Genomic DNA, 18131 nt, shown 5'->3' with positions numbered 1-18131 from the left:
AAAAAAGCGCTCCCGGTTCGCCATCTTCCGTTCATCACGCTGCAGCCAGCGGTTAACTACTCGGCGGTAACTATGGAGAGCACTTTAAGACCCCAACCTTAAGAGGCTTCCCCCATGGGCATATCCATCTCTCGACGCCTGCTCGCCACGGCCGCGTCCCTGGTCCTGTTAGCTGGTGCCGTCGCGGGCACCACTGCCGCACAGGCCGACGGCCGCAGCGGCACCCAGGGTTATAGCGGGTCCGGGCACCATGCCCCGGATACCGACCTGGCAGAAGACTTCAATGCCGTTACCCGCAACACGGACTGGCAGCAGACGTCGAGACTTAAACTAAATTTCCCCACCTTCCATACAGAGGGCATCGCCTACAGCCAGGACCATATCTTCCTCTCAGCGGTCCAGATTCTCGAGCCGACCACAAAGTTCCCCACGCCGCAGGGCGGTTACGACCGGACCCCCGGCAAGGGCATCGGCCACCTGTTCGTCATGGACAGGGCAGGCAACCTGCAAAAGGACATCACCCTAGGCGAGGGCGACATGTACCACCCCGGGGGCATCGACTTCGACGGCACCAATGTGTGGGTTCCCGTCGCCCAGTACCGGCCTGACAGCAGCGCAATCATCTACAAGGTTGACGCAGCCACCCTGGACGTTCACAAGCAGTTCGAGGTCAAGGACCACTTCGGCGGCATAATCTTCGACAAACAGACCGGCCACTTGGTGGGCAACACCTGGGGCTCGCGCCGATTCGCAGAGTGGGACCTTCAGGGCAAGGAACTATCCACGTGGGAAAACCCCAACTACTTCATCGACTACCAGGACTGCCAATACGTGCCCAACGCCAGAATGCTCTGCGCCGGGGTTACCAACCTCCCGCAGACACCGGCGGCCGGCGGCACCGGGGCCACCTACGAGCTTGGCGGCATGGCCATGATCGACCTCAAGTCGCACGGGGTTATCCGCGATGTGCCGTTCCAGAAGTGGTCCACGGCCGGGCACGTTGCCACCCGCAACCCGTTCAAGATGACCGCCGCGGGCAGCCACCTCACCATGAAGGTCGCACCCGATAACGGCGACGAAGGCAACGGCACGGAAATCCTCACCTACGAAGCCGACGTCGCCGCCGCCAAGTAACACCCACATCACCGGAAGCTCCCCGCGACAACGAAGGAACCCACATGCACTTTTCCAGGCGCAACTTCTTAGGGGTGGTGGCAGGTACAGCTGCCGCCGCCGTGGCCGGCGGCAGCACCTTGAGCGCAGCATCCGCAAGCACCCCGGGGTTACCGGCCCCGGACGCGTCCGGTATCGACCACATCATCGTGGTCATGATGGAGAACCGCTCCTTTGACCACTTTGTGGGCTGGATGCCGGGTGCGGACGGGAAGCAGGGCGGCCTTGGCTACACCGACCGCTACGGCATCCCGCACTCCACGCATCACCTGACGGACTTCCAGGGTTGCGGACACCCTGACCCGGACCACTCCTATGAAGGAGGCAGGATCCAGTACAACAACGGTAAAAATGACGGCTGGCTCCGCGCCGGCGAAAATGACGAGTTCGCCGTTGGGTACTACGACTCCACCGACCTGGACTTCTGGCGTCAGGCCGGCCCGGACTGGACCGTCTGCGACCGGTACTTCGCAGCAACCATGGCCGAGACCTACCCCAACCGCTTTTACCAGCACGCGGCGGCCACCGACCGCATCCACAACTCCACCGCCACCAGCACGCTTCCAACTATTTGGGACCGGCTCGCCGCAGCCGGCGTGTCCGGCAAGTACTACTACGGCGACATTCCATTCACGGCACTTTGGGGCACGAAGTACCTGGGCATCTCGCACCCTTACGCCGACTTCCTTTCGGACGCCAGTGCCGGAACTCTGCCTTCCGTGTCCTTTGTCGACCCCCGGTTTACCGATGAGGGCTCCGGCACCTCCGGGGACGACCACCCCCACGCCGACATCCGCTCAGGGGAGACATTCCTGACCGAGGTCTACAACGCCGTCACGTCCGGCCCCGGGTGGGCCAACACCCTGTTGGTGGTCAACTACGACGAATGGGGCGGCTTCTACGACCATGTGCCCCCGGCGACGGCCCCGGACACCAGCGCGGAGACGGCACTGCGGGGCTTCCGCGTTCCCAGCCTGGTGGTCTCACCCCTCGCCCGGCGCCGCTATGTCGCCCACGACATCTACGACCACACCTCGGTCCTAAAGGCCATCGAGTGGCGCTGGAACCTGGCGCCCCTCACTCCCCGGGACCAGGCCGCCCGGAACATCGCTGAAGTCCTGGACTTCAGCACGCCACCCAACCTCGCTGCTCCCACCTACCTCGTCCCGCCCTTCGTGGCTGGGCCGGCATGCACCCCGGTCGGTCCGCCGGAAGCCGAGGAATGGTCCGGCCTCAGAGACAAAGCCCTCGCCGATGGATGGAAACTCCCGTGAACCCCAGCACCCCAACACCACCAGCATCAACGGCCGTCTGCGAACGGCCCGGGCGGCGGCGTCGCGCCATGACACGCGTTGCGTTCATCGCCCTGGCCATGCTCGCAGCAGCCTGCCTGACGTACGGAATGCAGGTGTCCACGACCCGGGCCCCCGGCGGTGCCGCCGTAGCGGCGCCCGCTTCGTACCCGGGCTACCTGCCCGGAGCCAACCACGTCTTCGTCATCAACCTCGAAAACAAAGGCTACGACGAAACCTGGGGCCCGGCGTCGGCCGCTCCTTATCTCTCCCAGACGCTCCGCAACCAAGGGGTACTTCTGAACCAGTACTACGGGACGGCACACAACTCCCAGCCGAACTACGTCGCGCAGATTTCGGGCCAAGGGCCCAACGCGCAGATGCAGGCCGACTGCCAGACCTACTCACCGTTCTTGGGCACGGGCACAGCGAGCCCGGGACAGGCCGTTGGCGACGGTTGCGTCTTCCCGGACAGCGTCCCCACCGTCGCAGGCCAGTTAACGGATGCGGGCAAAACGTGGAAGGGCTACATGGAGGACATGGGTACCGCCTGCCGGCACCCTGCGCTGGGCGCCGTGGACGACACCCAGAAGGCAAGGGTGGGTGACCAGTACGCTGCGCGACACAACCCGTTCGTGTACTTCGCCGGGATCACCGGGTCCCCCGACTGCGCGGCGAACGACGTCGACCTGACCGCCTTGAAGACGGACCTCGCCTCGGCTGCCACCACACCAAACCTGTCGATGATCACCCCCAACCTGTGCCACGACGGGCACGACTCGCCCTGCGTCGACGGGCAGCCCGGCGGGCTGGCCAGCGCCGACGAATGGCTTAAACAGTGGGTTCCGGCCATCACCTCCTCCCCTGCGTTCAAAAAAGACGGAGTCCTGGTGATCACCTTCGACGAATCGGACGGTCCCCAGTCCGACGCCAGTGCCTGCTGTGGTGAGGGCCCAGGCCCCAACGCGGCCTTGCCCGGCATCACCGGCTTGGGCGGCGGAAGGGTGGGCGCCCTGGTGCTGTCCCCGTTCACCAAGGGCGGCACATGGTCCACTACGCCCTATAACCACTACAGCCTGCTGGCCAGCATCGAGGATACGTTTGGCCTGTCGTACCTGGGTTACGCCGGCGCACCGGGGCTGAACCGGTTCGGGCTCGACGTGTACAACGCTTCCAGCTAGCTCGCTGGCCATGCTGACGAAGTAAAGGACACCTTGGTAGACCTGTACCGCGAAGCTTGCGCCGTTTCGATCGCAATCTCCTGGGAGCAAATACAGAAAACGGGGCTAGGGCAGCTGTTCAAGCCGCAGGAGTGCCTGCGGCGTATGCCAGAGGACATTCTTCATCCATTGGCTTCCGAGTCCCCAGCTTTCGAGTACCTGAATCTGGTGGCTGTAGGAGTAGGGAATCGAAGGGAAATCCGTCCCGAAGACTACTTTGTGGGACAGTCCAGCAAGGGTGTCCACATAGCCGGCCGGGATTGGGGCGACCTGCTCCATGTAGGAGGTGCCCACCATGGTGGTGTCGAGGTAGACGTGAGGATTGTGTGCGGCAAGTTCGGCGAACTCCCGGTACTCCGGCAGGCCTGCGTGGGCGATGATGAGCACCAGTTCGGGGTACCTCTTGATGAGTTCGCGAATGGGTTCAGGTCCGGTGTATTCCCCGGCGTGCGGACCGTTACCGCAGTGGATGACGACCGGTGCACCGGAGTCCTCGATGAGCTTCCAGGCCGGTGCAAGCTCAGGGTCCAAGAGCGAGAACGCTCCGACCTGGATGTGGACCTTGAAGATCCGGGCTCCTTCTCTCAAACTCTGCGCGACGACGGTATCCACCCCTGGCTCTGGGTAAAACGTCGCGGAGTGGATGGCGTCCGGGTGGCTCGATGCGAATGCTGCCGAGTAGTCGTTGAGCCACTGCGCCATGCCGGGGCGGTGCGCATAGTTCAGGGTGGTGAATGCCTTCACTCCCATACCCCTCAGCGTCCGCACCCGTTCCTCTTCGGACGTGCGATAGGTGATGGGCCAGGCGGGAGCTCCGCTGTCCGCAACGCGATCAAAGAAAGCCCACACCTTTTCCAAGACCTGGGAAGGCATGAAATGCACATGGAGATCGATAATCCCCGACAAGCCCAGCGACTCGAGGTACGGACGGATCTCCATGTCTGACTGCGGTGCCAGAGCCAAGCCAAACCTCCTGCGTTCCATGTCCCATCGGCGTCCGGGCGTTACCACCCCCAATGGAGCCCGCCAAGCAAGAGGACTCCTGCACAGGCGTGGCAAACCGTTGCCCAGCCAAGCATATGTAAAGCGCCACACTACTATCGCTCATGTCAGGCACGGGCCAGGAGAAGTTGCCGACCCGCCTGCCCGCGCCTCACGGGACTGCATGTCCAGTCTTCAGGCTGGCTCATCTCGTTGGTCTCTCCAGGGTTGCGGTGGCAATCGCACTGGCAGGCCACGCCCCGGTCCGCGATGGAAGGGGTGTGACTCCTGCAGTCACAGATACTGTGGCGAGCGAAGCAGGGGTTAGCGCCGACCAGTGGCAGAGTGACTACCCAGGCTCTCGAAGGTAGCTTCTCCAGCCTCAGCGGAATCTCATCTGCCTGCGAGGCGGGGACAATGCCATCGCCCGTGTCGCCATGCGGACGCCCCACAGGGGCTGTTCTTCACATAGCGTGGGGGCAGGGGTTGCAGCTGCGCCCGGGACTGGAAGGCGGAGGACAAACATGGATTACATAAAGCTCGGCAACACGGGCATGGACATCTCGCCGCTTGCACTGGGATGTATGACGTATGGGGATCCCGGGCGGGGTCCCCATCCGTGGACGCTGCCTGAAAGTGAGAGCCGGCCGCTGATCCGCCAAGCCGTGGATGCCGGCATCAATTTCTTCGACACCGCGAACGTCTACTCCAACGGCTCCAGCGAGGAGATCGTGGGCAAGGCGCTGGCCGAGTTCACCCGTCGCGAGGAAATCGTTATTGCCACAAAGGTCCACGGCGTGATGCGACCGGGCCCGAACGGAAGGGGACTCTCGCGCAAGGCCATTTTCGCGGAGCTCGACGCCAGCCTGACCCGGTTGGGGACGGACTATGTGGATCTGTACCAGATTCACCGCTGGGATCCAGCCACGCCCGTCGAGGAAACGCTTGAAGCCCTGCATGACGTGGTCAAGGCCGGCAAGGTCCGCTACATCGGGGCCTCCTCGATGGCCGCATGGCAATTCAGCAAGGCCCTGTATCTGCAGCAGATCAATGGCTGGACCCGATTTGTGACGATGCAGGACCACTACAACCTCGTATACCGGGAGGAGGAACGCGAAATGTTTCCCCTCTGCGCCGACCAAAAGATCGGGGTCCTGCCCTGGAGTCCGCTGGCTCGGGGCAAACTGACCCGGGACTGGGACGAGAAAACCAATCGTTCGGAGAAGGACGAGTTCGGTAAGACGCTCTATAGTGCCGAGAGCGGCGACCGGGCGGTTGCCGACGCCGTGCGCGTCATTGCCGAACGCCGAGGGGTGCCGCGCGCCCAAGTGGCCTTGGCTTGGGTCCGCTCCAACAGTGTGGTCAGCGCGCCTATCGTCGGGGCGAGCAAGCCACAACATCTCCACGACGCTCTGAGCTCTCTCGAGCTAACACTCACACCGGAGGAAAAGTCCGAACTTGAAAATCCGTACGAGCCGCACGAAGTCGCGGGATACTGATCCCCCGGAACACCGTGGGAACTACGCGAACAGTGCGCGGGTAAGCCACTAACCCTTGTGCGCCAGACTACCCATCCTAAACAACTCATTTCAGGCTGGTGCACCTGGCGTCAAGCAGAGCGGTGAACCACACCGCCTTTTCGCAGTCGACACCGAACGGGCAAACCTACAGAAATGCTTAGGGCTAAAGGCGGTGACATGTGAAGTTGCATGAGCCCCTTGGCGCGGAACCCTCATTCCCGATGTCGTCCTGTTCACTTTCGCCGACTTTACATTGGGTTGACGTGCACGATGATGACCTGGGTGTCCTTGGCCCCGTCATATCGGAGGTCGTAGGTGACTTGGAGCCCGGTACTGGTGCCGGTGCCGATCGCGAATTCACTCTTCTGATCAGGCTTGGCGGAGATGCTCTGGATCCAGTCCTCAGCGGCTTCGTTGTTGATGCCGTAGCGGTCGACCCCGTCGCGGATGATGGTGGTGTACTCGTTAAGTGATTGGGCGGTGAGGAAGTAGGTGACCTCGCTGAAGTTTGAGCCGGTGTTCATGCCGTTCATGCGGAGTCGGTCTGTTTGTGCGGTGACCACGCCCGTGGGCCCTTCAATGATCACGGACATCGTGCCGTCCTTGATGCTGACATCCGGCGCCTGGCTGCTGCCATCTTCCAGCCCGACGCTGTCCTTGGAAAGCCAGCCGGTCGTCATGTCGAAACTGGCAGACTTCGAGGCCTTGATCTTCTCGATGCCGGCCTTGTCCAAAGTTGAAAAAGTCCTGGCTCCGGCGTCCGGCGCGTATGTGCCAGTGGGTGTGGGGCCCCCGTCAGTGGCTGCATTTGTGGCGGACGGCGTGGCCCTGCCGTAGGGCACAACGCAGCCGGTCAGCATCAGCGGCGCGGCAATCAGTACGGCAGCAAGGCGTTTCATCGTTCCCCCAGATTGATGATGTCTCGTCCCAGACTACCGGCCGCGTCCCGCAGCCCCTGCCGGCCAGCCCGGCTAGGCTCCTTGGATGACTGGCGAAGTTCGGAGTGTGTTTCTCAACGGCACGGTCGGATCCGGGAAGACGACGACGGCCGAAGCCCTGCACCGGCTTCTGACAGACGACGGACTCAGCAGCGCGATGGTGGACATGGATCAGCTCCGCCGATCCTGGCCGGCGCCGCCGGAGGACCAATTCAATCAGGAGCTTGCGCTCCGAAACCTACAGGCGGTCGCCGGGAATTACCGTTACAGCGGTGTCCGACGGCTGATCCTGGCCGGGGTTATTGAACGCGCAGCTGATGTTTATCGCTACCGTGAGGCTCTTGGTGGCGGCGAGCTATCGCTAGTCCGTCTGAAGCTGCCCATCAACACTGTCCATGAGCGGCTGCGTCATCGGCATGATGCTGGCGGCCCTGAGTTGATGTGGCATCTGGACCGCAGCGTGAAGCTGGAAGAGATCCTGAACGAGGCCCAGCTCGACACACATGTCGTCGAGCTGGGCACTGAAAGTCCCATGGAGGCAGCCGGCATCGTTCGCTCCCTCATCGGTTGGTAGTCCTCCTGCAGACCGGCATCAATGCCGGTCCTGGGACTTGGAGTTTGAAGTCTTGGCTGGTGAGCCAGCAGGGCCAGCTGGGTTGCCTGACATGGCCCGACCACAGCCACCAGCGCTGACTGGAGGACGCCTCGGGGATCTCGGCCTGATCGAAAAGCCGGCGCAGTACCGCTTCCTAATCTATGCCTCGGGCCGGGACCGGATGAGGGACCTGGTCGGCACAGAAGTGGTGGAGCGGTACCTGGTACGGGCCTGGCAAGCCGAATAGGCCTGCACGTCAGTCCTTCACAACTCTGCCCTACCGCTCCGAACGTTCGAGCTGCGGACTTTGTTTCGTCGTCTCCTCCGCAGCCTGGAAACAATGAGGATGAGGCCAAGAGTGGTGAAGACTGCCGTCAGGATCAGGCCGACACCACCGAGGAACTCGCTGTTGCTTTCATAGCCGAGCACGACTGCCTGCTCCGGGTCTTGTTCGCGGTACGCGACGGTGACCTGTTCACCGACGGATGGGTGCTGCTCATGATCCACGGGGGCATTGGCGTATCGGCTAACGCCGTCGGCCGCCACATACTCAACCGTGATGTCCCGGTTCGATGCCTTCCTGGCGTCACTGAAGTAGGTGATGGTCCCGGAGACCTGGACGCCAGTGCGGGCGAGCTCTTCGTCGGCATCAACCTGCTGATAGCTGGCCGCCATCAGGCCCGGCCCCGCCAGCATCAACACGGCAACGAACATCGCATTCACCATGCGGTGCAGGCGGGACTTGGGCTTTTTGTTCATGGCTTCAGAATTCGTCACGGACCTATTCTTCCGGACAGCGTCCACCCCCATAGCGGAGAAGTGGCTGCTGTACCCCGACAAAGGGGGCACCGGAGGGGGCCGTTCCCCCTCGACCGAGCCCTCAGGGCGGGCCTAATCTTTCCTCGCGGGACTCCGAAACAACAACGACCCCGGGAGCAGATCATGGCAGTAGCAATCATCATGGAGTTCGACGGATCAACCCTCGAACAATATGACGAGATTAACAAGAAGATGGGGTTGGCCCCCGGCGGTCCAGGTCCCGAAGGATCAATTTCCCACTGGGCCACCGCAACCGACAATGGCTTCCAAGTCACGGATGTCTGGGCGAGCCGCGAGCAGTTCGACGCCTTCGCCCGGGACACGATGGGGCCACTGAGCATGGAACTGGGATTCGCGGCGCCACCGAAGATGACCTTCCTCGACGTGCATAACTACTTCACCCCCAACACCACGGTCTGAAAGCTCCATTGGGCTCGCAGCTCTCAAACCCTGGAAAAGACGGGTCAGCCTAGCGAGATCCGGACAGATAGGGGACAGCCATGGATCTTTCCCTGGCAGCGGTGGTGTACATCGCGCCGCTCCCAACCGCAGAGCGCGCAGTGCGTTGCCGGACGCGCCAGTAGTGGCGCTCCGGGGATCCGATCCTGTGAGTGGACGAGTGGACCACTTCAGGAAGCGGATAGCAAGTATGTTGCACCGCGTAGCTTGGGCCATCGAACCTTTACACGTGCGTGCACTGACGTCCTAAAACGGGCATATTCCCGGTCCCACCCCCCCAATACATTTCCACCGACATGAAAACTCCGCTATTCCCCTGTCCGGATGAGGCCCTGCACGGGGCTTTGCTCCGCGGTCAACTCGCCAGCGACCTGCGCCAAAATCAGGACGCGGAGCGGGTCCTGGTGCATTAGTTCTTACTTCAGCTGCTGCAACATCTATTGCGTGTGCACTGCCGCTCTATTGCGTATGCACCGCTGCGCGCCCGTTAAGCGACAGCGATTTATGGTTTCCAGGGCGTGATGTGGACGTTGGCAAAAGCGCCGGTCCCCCACGTGGACCCACCGGGGCTGAGGTTGATGACATCGACAGTGACGCTGCCCGCGCGCAGGTCGAGGGCCCGGCTGGAAGGTTCGGCACAGGCGAACGCCTCGGAAAAGTGCACCGGGTCGACCGGAGCCCCCGGCTGATACTGGCTGAGGACGAGTCTGGCGTTGGTGGTGCCGCTGCAGGCTGTGGTGATGACGTAGGTCCCCCGCAGTGCTGAGCAGGGCCATGGCTGCCGGAACAACCCTCCAATAACCCCGGCGCACTCCCCAAGTTCTGACATAGCCCGAGCCTACGCCAGGCTGCTTCGTGTAAGGGTTACCCGCCCGGCTGTACCTTCAACGTAGGATCGACCCTAAATCAACACATTGGGGGACGCGTGATTTTTGCCGGAAAACAGTCATGTCGAAAGCGGAGCAGCTGGGATAGTTACCGGCGGCCGGGGCTTGTCCTCAATGCGGCTCCGGCGTGAATCACGACCAGCAGCAGCCGCCGTATCCCCCTCAACCGCACCGCCCTCCTCTAAGCCACGCCGAGTCGGCCCCGTATCAGCACCGGCCGTACTACGCAGACCCGCAGCCCGGGTGGCAGGGGCCGCCACCGCAGAAAAAGAAAAGCAGAACAGCCTGGATCGTCGCTGGAATTGTTCTGGTGGTGGTTCTGGCGTGCATCCTGGGATTCACAGCCTGTACAGCGCTCATGCAGAGCATCAACGGCGGTGGCGGCTCCCAGGCCGAGAAAGCCGCGGCGATGATGGCCCGGGCAGACAAGGTTCCGCAGAAGGACTGGGTCGAGGTCTACCGCGAGAACCCCAAGGTCGATCCCGGGTGTCTCTCCATCGACACCTCCTGCCTCCGGCTGAGCGCCAGGTGGACCGTGGACCACAAGGTCAGCCTTGACGAGGTGGCGGCCAGGTTCGGCATGAAGTCCGGAAAGGCCGGCCCGGTTTCGGGGCTGTACATGGGGTGCGTCAGGAAAGCGTTCGATGGCACCAGCGAGGAGTCGCTCTGCATCGACGAGTCCGCGGAAGGATCAGACTCCTACGACGTCACCATTCAGATGCGACATCACTAGGACCGCAGCTGAGGCACGAGTCCGCCAACGGCCCTTCTCGATCGGCCGGCACCTGTCAGCGAAAGCGGCCAGGAAGTCCCGGAGCTGAGCAGCTAATGCAACCGGCCGATCCCCGGCAAGTCCACTGACCATTGACCGCCGGCCAGGAACGTTCGGCTTTCAACCATTGGAATAGGCACTCGTGGCCCGACCGGGGAACAGAAATGATGTAGCTCACGCTCCGGCAAGGCCGGCCGACTGGAAAGAAGGAAACCATGTCCCTCAGCGTTGAGGAAATGAACAAGCAGCTCCCGGTGGCAAACGCGCTGCCCGGTGAGGCGGTCCCGTATTACATGGCGTCGGGCGAAGGCGCGCGCTACGAAATCAACGGCCAGTTGGTCACGGTCATCGCCCGCGCCGCCGACACCGGGGGCATCTTCAGCGCAGCCTACGTTTCCGGCGGCATGGGGTCCGAGTCCCCGTTCGTCAGCCACAAGATAGAGCACAAGACGCTCTATGTCTTCGACGGGATCCTGCATGTCTGGCTGCCGGGCGAAAGCCGCATCCTCACCCCCGGCGACTCCGTGGTCATCCCCCCGAACACCCCGCACGCCTACCGGATGGCCAGCCACTACACGCGCTTCCTGAACGGATGACGCCCGGCGGCGGCGAGAAGTACTACGAGCGGGTGGGCACCCCCATCGACTCCCATGTCCCGCCGGTCCGGCCCGGGCACAAGGCCAGCCTGCAGGAGCAGGCCGAGGTGGGAGCGGAGTTCGGCATCACCTTCCCCGACGTGGAGCGCGTGGCGCCGTCGTTCAAGCACGACGCCGGCCTGCCGCCCACGCAGAGCCCGTACTTCCTCAGTGCCGGCGAGGGTGAGCGGATGGTCAGCTACCAGACGATATTCACCTACTCTCCCGGCCCCCCAACACGGGTTCGAACTACTTCGCGGTCCACACCAAAGGAGCCAAGTCTCCCTACATTCCGCTGCACTTCCACTCGCAGCACACGGAAAACTTCCTGTGTACCGAGGGCCGGATGTGGCTCTACGCCAACGGCCGCGAAGTGCTCCTCACCAAGGGCGACTTCCTGCACGCACCCGCGGGGACCATCCACTCGTTCGCGCTCGATGCCCCTAACACCCAGATGGTGGGGTTCCTGACGCCGTCCGTGTTCAACGGTTTCTTCGAGTACTTCAACGAGCCCACCGAGGACTACATGTACACGGAGGGCGGGGAGCCCTACATGGACATGGAAGGCTTCGGTCGTGCCCAAGCCGAGATGGACCTGACCGTGGTGGGCCCTCCACCGCAGCGCCGCGCAGCCCTGGACATCCCCTAAGTCAATCCAACACAGAAGGCCCGGACTTCCGCGAGGAACTCCGGGCCTCCTGGTCTTTAAAACCCATCGATTGCTGAGTAACTGCCGTTTTGAAGCCCCAAAACGGCGTTATCTCAGCAATCGATAGGGGGGTGGGCTACGACGTGGTGGAGGTGGATTGCCTGACCAGTTCGCGGCCGTAGTCGTTGCCATTGGGGGTTCGTACCAATGTGTGCATGTGGAACGGGGCAGGTTGTTCGTTGCTCAGGAACACGCCGGTGTGGTGGTCCAGTTCCAGGATGACCACGGGGCTTTGCAGCGGAAGTAGAAGGCCTCGTCTCCTTCCCAGCCGCCAATCCAGCTGAAGAAGGTCTCGCCGTAGTGCTCCCGGATTTCCCGGCGGCGCGCGGCGCGGGGACGATCACTTTGACGCCCCGGTGCGGGCCGGCGTCGATCATGTCCGGTTCGGCCCCCATGAACACCGGCGAGAGTACCAGTTGCGAGCCTGCCACCAGGCAGTTCAGCACCGCGTGGTGTCCAAAAAGCTGCCACCCCCATGGTTCCGTCTCGGCGTACAGGGCGAAGTTGTAGCTGAACTCGTTCATGAGCAGCGGCAGCTCCACCAGGTCGCCCAGGAAGCCGTTGATCCGCATCAGGTTCCGCACCAGCTCAAAGCCGGCCGGGCTCAGCGAAGCCTTCCAGGCACAGGCCAGTGCGGGTATTCGGACGCACTTCCCGGGGTAGGCCACGCCTGGTCAGTACGCCGACCGCGCGTCGAAGGCCGCCGCTGATTCCCGCAGCAGACGTGCCACCGTGTCTACGGGGGTGCTGGAACGCCGGCGTCCGTCGAACCGCCGCAGGACAATCCGCCGTGTCCCCAGCCCGGGAACGTCAAGGATGTCCACCCCTTCATGGGCCACGCCGGCCAGCGCCAGCGTGGGCACGATGGCAATTCCTTCGCCGGCAGCGACCAGTGCCAGCGCCGTCAGCGTCTCCTGGTACTGGTGCGCAGTCTCCATACTGGCGCCCGTTGAATGGCGCAGCCGCCCCAATACTACGGAGTTCGCGGCCGCGGAATCCACCCCGAGCCAGGGAAGCGGCAGTCGGCCGAGGTCGACACTTTCAGTGCTAAGCAGCGCTCCGGTGGGCACCGCCAACCTCCACGGTTCATCCAGCAGTGGTTCCTCGGTCATTCCTGCCCCTAGTGAATGCTGGCCGGCGGTGGTGGAGTCGTGTTCCACCACCACGGCGTCGAGCTGGCGTTGCCGGAGCAGCCGCACCAGCGCGGGAAAATCATCCTCCACGATCCGGATCTGGAGCTGCGGATACTGGCTCCGCCACTCAGGCAGCCGGGGAATCACCACGGTGCGGATAAAGCTGGTGAAGCCGCCCAGCCGCACCACGCCTGAAATGTTGGCCCCGCTCTCCATTCGGGTCCGGGCGACGCTGAGGGCGCGTTCAATCTCTTCGCCGGCTTCTGCCATGGCGAGGCCTGCGGGAGTCAGCACGGATCCCTTTGGCGTGCGGACCATCAGCGCATGCCCGGTTTCCCGCTCCAGCTTTGTGATTTGCTGGGACACCGCGGAGGGCGTCAGGCGGAGTTCATCGGCGGCCGCAAGCACGCCGCCCGTTCGGGCAACAGCAAGAAGCACGAGCAGGCGGCGCGGGTCCATTTTCATGTTAAGTAGTTCTAAACCAGGCGTGCAGAAGAATGCAATTGAACTACATCTCCTTCGGCCGCCAGAATTGCCGTTAGGTAGCGACTTGGGAAGGGCATGATGGAACTGGTTTGGGAAATGGCCGGCTGGGCGGGCGCAGCGATGATTCTGAGCGCCTTCCTGTCGGTGTCCATGGGATGGCTGAAGGCAGGGAGGGCTTTCCAGACTGCGAACCTGGTGGGCGCCTGTGCTTTCATCCTGAACGGGGCCTTTCACGAAGCATGGCCGTCCGTTGCCACGAACGCTGCCTGGTTCCTGATTTCCGCCGTATCGCTCCTCAGGATGCGTGGCGGGGCCGGCAGGCCGGCAGCGCGCGAGGAACCGGCACTGCAGCTTCCCGGGGTTTCGGAAACCACTGGTCAACTTGCAGTCGTCGAAACGCCGCGGGCGGCCTGACCCATTCAGCACCGTCTGCACGGGCCGGGCGACGTGAAAGGTGCTACCCATAATTGGGGGCGACGGATCCTCTATGTAGCGTGCGGCCGGGAGGCAGACTGCCTTGTTCCCTGGCGGTTCGAGACACCGGGTTTATGAGACACACGGATCTCAGATGTGGCGACCATTTCCGTTGTCCGGTAGGGGATCCCGTTACCGGACGGCACCAGCATAGGCAGAGACTTTCAGACCGGAGTATTGCCTACGGGCTGTTGTGATCGACGATCGTAGGAAGCAACGCGTTGAGTGTCGTTAGAGCCGACTTGCAACGCTCGGGCCTCAGCGAGGTGCAAGTACAACTCGATCTGAACGTCCCCTACGCTCCATTCGGCTGCCCGGATCCCGCGCGGGTCTGTCCTCTCATCGGATGGCTGAGCACAAGAGCTTCATCGTCGCCCCACACGGCGGAGACTGCCTAATTGTGGCCTTGAGCGTGCAGCACGCCGCCCTCAGAACCAGGCGGTGATGGGATAACGCGGCGTCGCTTCGCCTTCCTGGACAGCTGCCGCCCAGAGAGATCATCGGTCCGAAGGCCTCCCAGTTGTCGAGCCGTTCCCGGCTGAACAGGTTGCCGCTGGCGTCCACGGCGTAAACCCCGAAAACCTCCCCGCCCGTCTGTGACAGCAAGACAGTCGTCTGCACCATTGGTGATGGTTCCCCTGGGAAGGTTGTCCCCGGCTCCTGCCACCAGGACGCAGCGCTCCTCCGGCAGTCCCGGCGCGAGGACCTCTTGACCGGGCAGGTACATGTCGAGGGCCGGTATGGAAGTCCTCGTCATGGAGCCCATGTGTGCGGTGGGCACGACCCACCTGCCCGCTCCCCGTTTACCGGTAGAGTCCAGATCATGACTTTGGGGGAAGCTACAGCCGAGCACACCGACGAAACGGCTCGGGCCTACGGGTACGCCCAGCGCCGGTCCTGGATTTTCTGGGCCTGGTGGTACGGCGCAGTCCTAGCCGGCACTGGGGCGGTCGACGCAGTTCTCCTGGCCATCTTCGGGCAGAACCCGGAGCGGGGCGTCACTATGGTGTTCATCGGCGCTGCCGTTTCGGTTCTCGGCTGGCTGGTCACCCTGGGTCTCCGCTTCTCCCGGAAGCCGCCCAAGCCGGCCACCGACCTTCTTCGCTTGGAGCAGGGCATCCGGATCAACCCCGGAGTGGTGAAATTTCTGGTCGTGGCTGCGGTCCTTATTCCGGTTGCCCTGGCCCTGTTCACGCCCAACGGCGCGTCCCCAGAGACCAGTCCGATTCTGGGGTTCATCGGCGCCTCCATCCTTGGCCTCGCGGCCGGCATGGCCCGCTCAGGGTGGCTCTTCAGGAACAGCAACGAGATTTACAGGCGATGGCTTCAGCGGCAACAACTGCCCCGGGGTTAGTCCCTCAGGTAGTTGACCCAGTAGTTAACGTTGTCTACCGCCCGGAGCCGAGCTGCGCCGAGATGACGACGTCCGCCACTGCAGTTTCCGCGATGAGTACTCCCAGGGTGGTTCGCCATGACTTCCTGGGTCGCACAGCAATCGAGGCAACGGAGGCTGCCATCACGGGGACCGGGAAGACCACTGCTGCAGCGAGAGCCCACCGGGACGTCGTGAGCCTGTCCTGCCAGTACGCGGCGGAATGCTGCTCCGAATACCAGTTGAAGCCGGCCATCCAGACGAAAAGTGTCGAGCCAACGGCGAGCAGGAGCATGATCGCGAGCATCATCGCCGTCACTTGCCCAGCTGGCGTCAGGTAGGGTGCCAGGAAACGAATCATTGGGGGAATGATGAAACTGATCCGATGCGCGCTGCTCTCCGGACTCTTGGCAGCGGTACTGTCCGGCTGCACGTACACAGATTCAGTCCAGGGGCAGGAGCCCCGGCCAGTCGAAACGTCTCCGTTTTCCTCCACTTCCCCGGCTGTGTCCGCCACGATGCAGGGGTCGTTCCAGTCCCTGGCCGCGGCTACGTCTGGCACAGCCACCCTCGAGGTCAACGAGACCGGCGCAGTTCTGCAGCTCGAGGACATGGCAACCGAACCTGGCAAGGATTTGCGCGTCATGCTCAGTCCCGGAACTCTTGCCGGCGGCGGAGGCGGGCTCGAACTGTCCTCGACGAGAATGATCGAGCTTGGCCCGTTCCGAACCGGCGGCATCCAGCGCTTCGAAATGGACGGGCCGATGTGGGCTGCCATGCAGGAACCGGTGCGAAGCGTGCTCATCTACGACTACTCGGCCAAGAACACGCGCGGAGCCGCGGTCCTTAGTGAAGAGAAGTGAAGGCTCGGGCTATCGCCGGGGTGAACCCTGCCCCGTGGACATCGGCTGCCGTGTGCATCATGGTCGTTGCGATGGCGCTGCTGGTTTTCGGCCTGTCCCAGGTCCCGCCGAAGCTGCTGCTGCCCGGCTATGCGGCAGCCTACCTGCTGATTGGGGTCTGCATCTTCGCTCCGCTACCCGGGATAGCCCGCTCAAGCCCCTGCAGCTGCTGAAGTTCCTTGGCCTCCTGGTGCTGAGCCTGGTGATCTTTACGTTCAACGCCATCTACCCGCTCCCCAGTGTGGGTCTGTTCGTGCTGCCGGTCTTCACGCTGGTCCGGCTCGCTTACCCGGCGTACCGGTCCCGGCCGCTGCAGGCCGGAGTCGAGTTGCTCCTGGGCGTCGCCACCGTCTGGATTGCCTTCGCCATCCCAACCCCTGAAGGGGCGTGGTCCTCGCCCTGGATTCACGCCAGCGGGGCCGCGACGGTGGGTTTGATGATCTCATTTTGGGCTTGGCGGCTCCCCGAGCGCGCAGGCCAGACACAGTTCAATAACAGGGCTGCCGTCTAGGTCAGAAGTTCTTGCTGCCAGCTCATCGTGGACGGACACTTGGTACACCGCGTTATGCAGCCAGCCCTACGGTAGCCACCACGAGCCGGGGCACCATGTTCAACGCTGATCATCACTCATCCCCCAATCTTCCGCTGCTGCGCCACGCACCTTCCCGGCGACTCCGGTCATGACCACGGCACAGTCGGTGGCGCTCATCTTCGTGGCCGCCTTCGTATGGATCGGTCTGACCCTGTTTGTTCTCCTGACGTTGCGCCGCAGGCGGAAAGGCTCCTCGGTCGTCGCTGCCGCCCCGCGGCCCCACTCCATAAGCTACCGGCCACACCGGCCGTGGCGGCGGGTCCGTTCCGTCACCAACCAGAGCCCCCTGCCACGACGCAGACTGCGGCTGCGCAGAATCCGCCATTGATCACTCAGCAAGGAAGCAATCATGGACGATCCTCGCCTACGTCGCCGGGTACATTGCGACGATGGGCGGAGCCTTCCTCCTCTACCTGCCGGTCATCATCTTGATCGTCGCCCTGCTCGTAGCCGGCGGCATCCTGCAGCTGTTACTGCTTCCGTTCATCGCCCTGGTCAGGAGGATCCGGCAAAGGCCGCCACCGGATCAGGACCCGTCCTGGTTCCTGGACCGCGGCCGTAAGGACGAGCTTGAGGACGGGACCAGAACGCAATGAACACTGGAGAGATGTCCGCAACGACAGTAGACAGCACCGCCCTATGCCGCAGTAACCGCATAGGGTGGAGCCCTGCATACCCGAAACGCAGGTCAAGAGAATGCCCCTAAGCTGATCGATATATGGGCAACCCGCTCCAGTAACAGGCCGCGATTGAAGACGTATCGTGGACGCATGTAGGTCCTCGTGCAAGTCATCGTGGCTGTAGTTCAGGACCCTCTCGAGGCTGTAGGTGACCTTCATTTGCACAAGAACTCAGGCGATCACCAGGACGAAGAGTGATCTCAGTCAAGCCGGTGCGGCCCAGATGGTGACCGGTAAGGGATCCCTTGTCGGGCACTCGCGTCGGCGATAAGCTCCTCAACCAAAACACTAAATCCATTCGATAGCAATACTGGTTTCCAGGGTTATGGTGAATAGGTGCCCCGTATACTGCACTTGCCTTTGCTGCCGCTTCTACTCGTGGCGACGTCTTCTCTTACCGCCTGCTACACGCCGTCGTGTTCGGCATCGCTTGAACCGAACATCCTCACGCTTGATTTCTCGGCGGTAGGACGGCACGCTGACGACTTGGAA

22 protein-coding genes and 1 pseudogene are annotated in these 18131 nt (G+C 62.9%); 15 read left to right on the top strand and 8 right to left on the bottom strand.

What is annotated here, in order from left to right:
- The first annotated feature begins 114 nt into the window (after positions 1-114).
- The 3 genes from JCQ34_RS08620 to JCQ34_RS08610 all read left to right on the top strand — a co-directional run bounded on the left by JCQ34_RS08620 (position 115) and on the right by JCQ34_RS08610 (position 3646).
- Complete coding sequence (locus tag JCQ34_RS08620; protein ID WP_286403762.1) at positions 115-1134, top strand: DUF6454 family protein; 1020 nt, start codon at positions 115-117, stop codon at positions 1132-1134.
- Between the two features lie 77 nt (positions 1135-1211).
- Complete coding sequence (locus JCQ34_RS08615; RefSeq protein ID WP_286403759.1) at positions 1212-2447, top strand: alkaline phosphatase family protein; 1236 nt, start codon at positions 1212-1214, stop codon at positions 2445-2447.
- Between the two features lie 68 nt (positions 2448-2515).
- On the top strand, positions 2516-3646 hold the full coding sequence (locus JCQ34_RS08610) for an alkaline phosphatase family protein (RefSeq protein WP_286403757.1): 1131 nt from the start codon (positions 2516-2518) through the stop codon (positions 3644-3646).
- Between the two features lie 105 nt (positions 3647-3751).
- Here the strand turns inward: JCQ34_RS08610 and JCQ34_RS08605 are convergent, their stop codons facing one another.
- Positions 3752-4648, bottom strand: a complete 897-nt coding sequence (locus JCQ34_RS08605; protein ID WP_286403755.1) for an amidohydrolase family protein — start codon at positions 4646-4648, stop codon at positions 3752-3754.
- Positions 4649-5190: 542 nt separating this feature from the next.
- On the opposite strand from JCQ34_RS08605, the gene JCQ34_RS08600 reads away from it, so the two are divergent.
- Positions 5191-6165: an aldo/keto reductase gene (locus JCQ34_RS08600; RefSeq protein ID WP_286403753.1), complete on the top strand. Its 975-nt coding sequence runs from the start codon at positions 5191-5193 to the stop codon at positions 6163-6165.
- Positions 6166-6434: 269 nt separating this feature from the next.
- Here JCQ34_RS08600 and JCQ34_RS08595 read toward each other — a convergent pair whose 3' ends face one another.
- Positions 6435-7085 carry a hypothetical protein gene (locus JCQ34_RS08595; protein ID WP_286403750.1) on the bottom strand — a complete coding sequence of 217 codons (651 nt, stop codon included), beginning with the start codon at positions 7083-7085 and terminating at the stop codon, positions 6435-6437.
- A gap of 85 nt (positions 7086-7170) precedes the next feature.
- On the opposite strand from JCQ34_RS08595, the gene JCQ34_RS08590 reads away from it, so the two are divergent.
- Complete coding sequence (locus JCQ34_RS08590; protein ID WP_286403747.1) at positions 7171-7698, top strand: AAA family ATPase; 528 nt, start codon at positions 7171-7173, stop codon at positions 7696-7698.
- A gap of 285 nt (positions 7699-7983) precedes the next feature.
- On the opposite strand, the gene JCQ34_RS08585 is transcribed toward JCQ34_RS08590, so the two are convergent.
- Entirely contained in the window at positions 7984-8496 is a 513-nt protein-coding gene (locus tag JCQ34_RS08585) for a DUF3592 domain-containing protein (RefSeq protein WP_286403745.1), read from the bottom strand.
- A 165-nt stretch (positions 8497-8661) separates the two neighbouring features.
- Here JCQ34_RS08585 and JCQ34_RS08580 point away from each other — a divergent pair, with 165 nt between their 5' ends.
- Positions 8662-8958 (top strand): hypothetical protein, encoded by a 297-nt coding sequence (locus tag JCQ34_RS08580; protein WP_286403743.1) that lies wholly within the window; start codon positions 8662-8664, stop codon positions 8956-8958.
- A 541-nt stretch (positions 8959-9499) separates the two neighbouring features.
- Here the strand turns inward: JCQ34_RS08580 and JCQ34_RS08575 are convergent.
- Positions 9500-9826, bottom strand: a complete 327-nt coding sequence (locus JCQ34_RS08575; protein WP_286403741.1) for a hypothetical protein — start codon at positions 9824-9826, stop codon at positions 9500-9502.
- A gap of 416 nt (positions 9827-10242) precedes the next feature.
- On the opposite strand from JCQ34_RS08575, the gene JCQ34_RS08570 reads away from it, so the two are divergent.
- The 3 genes from JCQ34_RS08570 (at position 10243) to JCQ34_RS08560 (ending at position 11940) form a co-directional block, all read left to right on the top strand.
- Positions 10243-10617 (top strand): hypothetical protein, encoded by a 375-nt coding sequence (locus tag JCQ34_RS08570; RefSeq protein ID WP_286403738.1) that lies wholly within the window; start codon positions 10243-10245, stop codon positions 10615-10617.
- 254 nt (positions 10618-10871) lie between these two features.
- On the top strand, positions 10872-11252 hold the full coding sequence (locus JCQ34_RS08565; protein ID WP_286403736.1) for a quercetin 2,3-dioxygenase: 381 nt from the start codon (positions 10872-10874) through the stop codon (positions 11250-11252).
- 250 nt (positions 11253-11502) lie between these two features.
- On the top strand, positions 11503-11940 hold the full coding sequence (locus JCQ34_RS08560) for a quercetin 2,3-dioxygenase (RefSeq protein WP_350310819.1): 438 nt from the start codon (positions 11503-11505) through the stop codon (positions 11938-11940).
- 136 nt (positions 11941-12076) lie between these two features.
- Here JCQ34_RS08560 and JCQ34_RS08555 read toward each other — a convergent pair whose 3' ends face one another.
- From JCQ34_RS08555 to JCQ34_RS08545, 3 genes and pseudogenes are all read right to left on the bottom strand, one after another.
- Complete coding sequence (locus tag JCQ34_RS08555; protein ID WP_286403734.1) at positions 12077-12226, bottom strand: DUF3500 domain-containing protein; 150 nt, start codon at positions 12224-12226, stop codon at positions 12077-12079.
- Positions 12227-12398: 172 nt separating this feature from the next.
- Positions 12399-12572, bottom strand: a pseudogene (locus JCQ34_RS08550) (DUF3500 domain-containing protein); the annotation flags it as partial.
- 102 nt (positions 12573-12674) lie between these two features.
- Positions 12675-13598 carry a LysR family transcriptional regulator gene (locus JCQ34_RS08545; RefSeq protein ID WP_286403733.1) on the bottom strand — a complete coding sequence of 308 codons (924 nt, stop codon included), beginning with the start codon at positions 13596-13598 and terminating at the stop codon, positions 12675-12677.
- Between the two features lie 99 nt (positions 13599-13697).
- On the opposite strand from JCQ34_RS08545, the gene JCQ34_RS08540 reads away from it, so the two are divergent.
- Positions 13698-14033, top strand: a complete 336-nt coding sequence (locus JCQ34_RS08540) for a CBU_0592 family membrane protein (RefSeq protein WP_286404387.1) — start codon at positions 13698-13700, stop codon at positions 14031-14033.
- An 883-nt stretch (positions 14034-14916) separates the two neighbouring features.
- Positions 14917-15447, top strand: a complete 531-nt coding sequence (locus tag JCQ34_RS08535) for a hypothetical protein (protein WP_286403732.1) — start codon at positions 14917-14919, stop codon at positions 15445-15447.
- A gap of 34 nt (positions 15448-15481) precedes the next feature.
- Here JCQ34_RS08535 and JCQ34_RS08530 read toward each other — a convergent pair whose 3' ends face one another.
- Positions 15482-15775, bottom strand: a complete 294-nt coding sequence (locus JCQ34_RS08530) for a hypothetical protein (protein ID WP_286403730.1) — start codon at positions 15773-15775, stop codon at positions 15482-15484.
- Positions 15776-15833: 58 nt separating this feature from the next.
- Between JCQ34_RS08530 and JCQ34_RS08525 the strand changes: the two genes are divergently transcribed.
- The 4 genes from JCQ34_RS08525 (at position 15834) to JCQ34_RS08510 (ending at position 17555) form a co-directional block, all read left to right on the top strand.
- Positions 15834-16328 carry a DM13 domain-containing protein gene (locus JCQ34_RS08525; RefSeq protein WP_286403727.1) on the top strand — a complete coding sequence of 165 codons (495 nt, stop codon included), beginning with the start codon at positions 15834-15836 and terminating at the stop codon, positions 16326-16328.
- The gene (locus JCQ34_RS08520; protein ID WP_286403725.1) at positions 16325-16540 is read left to right on the top strand and encodes a hypothetical protein; all 216 of its coding nucleotides are present in this window, start codon (positions 16325-16327) and stop codon (positions 16538-16540) included. The genes JCQ34_RS08525 and JCQ34_RS08520 overlap by 4 nt, the downstream gene beginning before the upstream one ends.
- Positions 16541-16569: 29 nt before the next feature.
- Positions 16570-16878 carry a hypothetical protein gene (locus JCQ34_RS08515; protein WP_286403722.1) on the top strand — a complete coding sequence of 103 codons (309 nt, stop codon included), beginning with the start codon at positions 16570-16572 and terminating at the stop codon, positions 16876-16878.
- Between the two features lie 470 nt (positions 16879-17348).
- Complete coding sequence (locus JCQ34_RS08510) at positions 17349-17555, top strand: hypothetical protein (RefSeq protein WP_286403720.1); 207 nt, start codon at positions 17349-17351, stop codon at positions 17553-17555.
- The last annotated feature ends 576 nt before the right edge of the window (positions 17556-18131 follow it).

It is taken from the genome of Pseudarthrobacter defluvii (assembly GCF_030323865.1).
Lineage (GTDB): Bacteria > Actinomycetota > Actinomycetes > Actinomycetales > Micrococcaceae > Arthrobacter > Arthrobacter sedimenti.
This window is presented reverse-complemented; position numbering and strand designations above follow the sequence as displayed.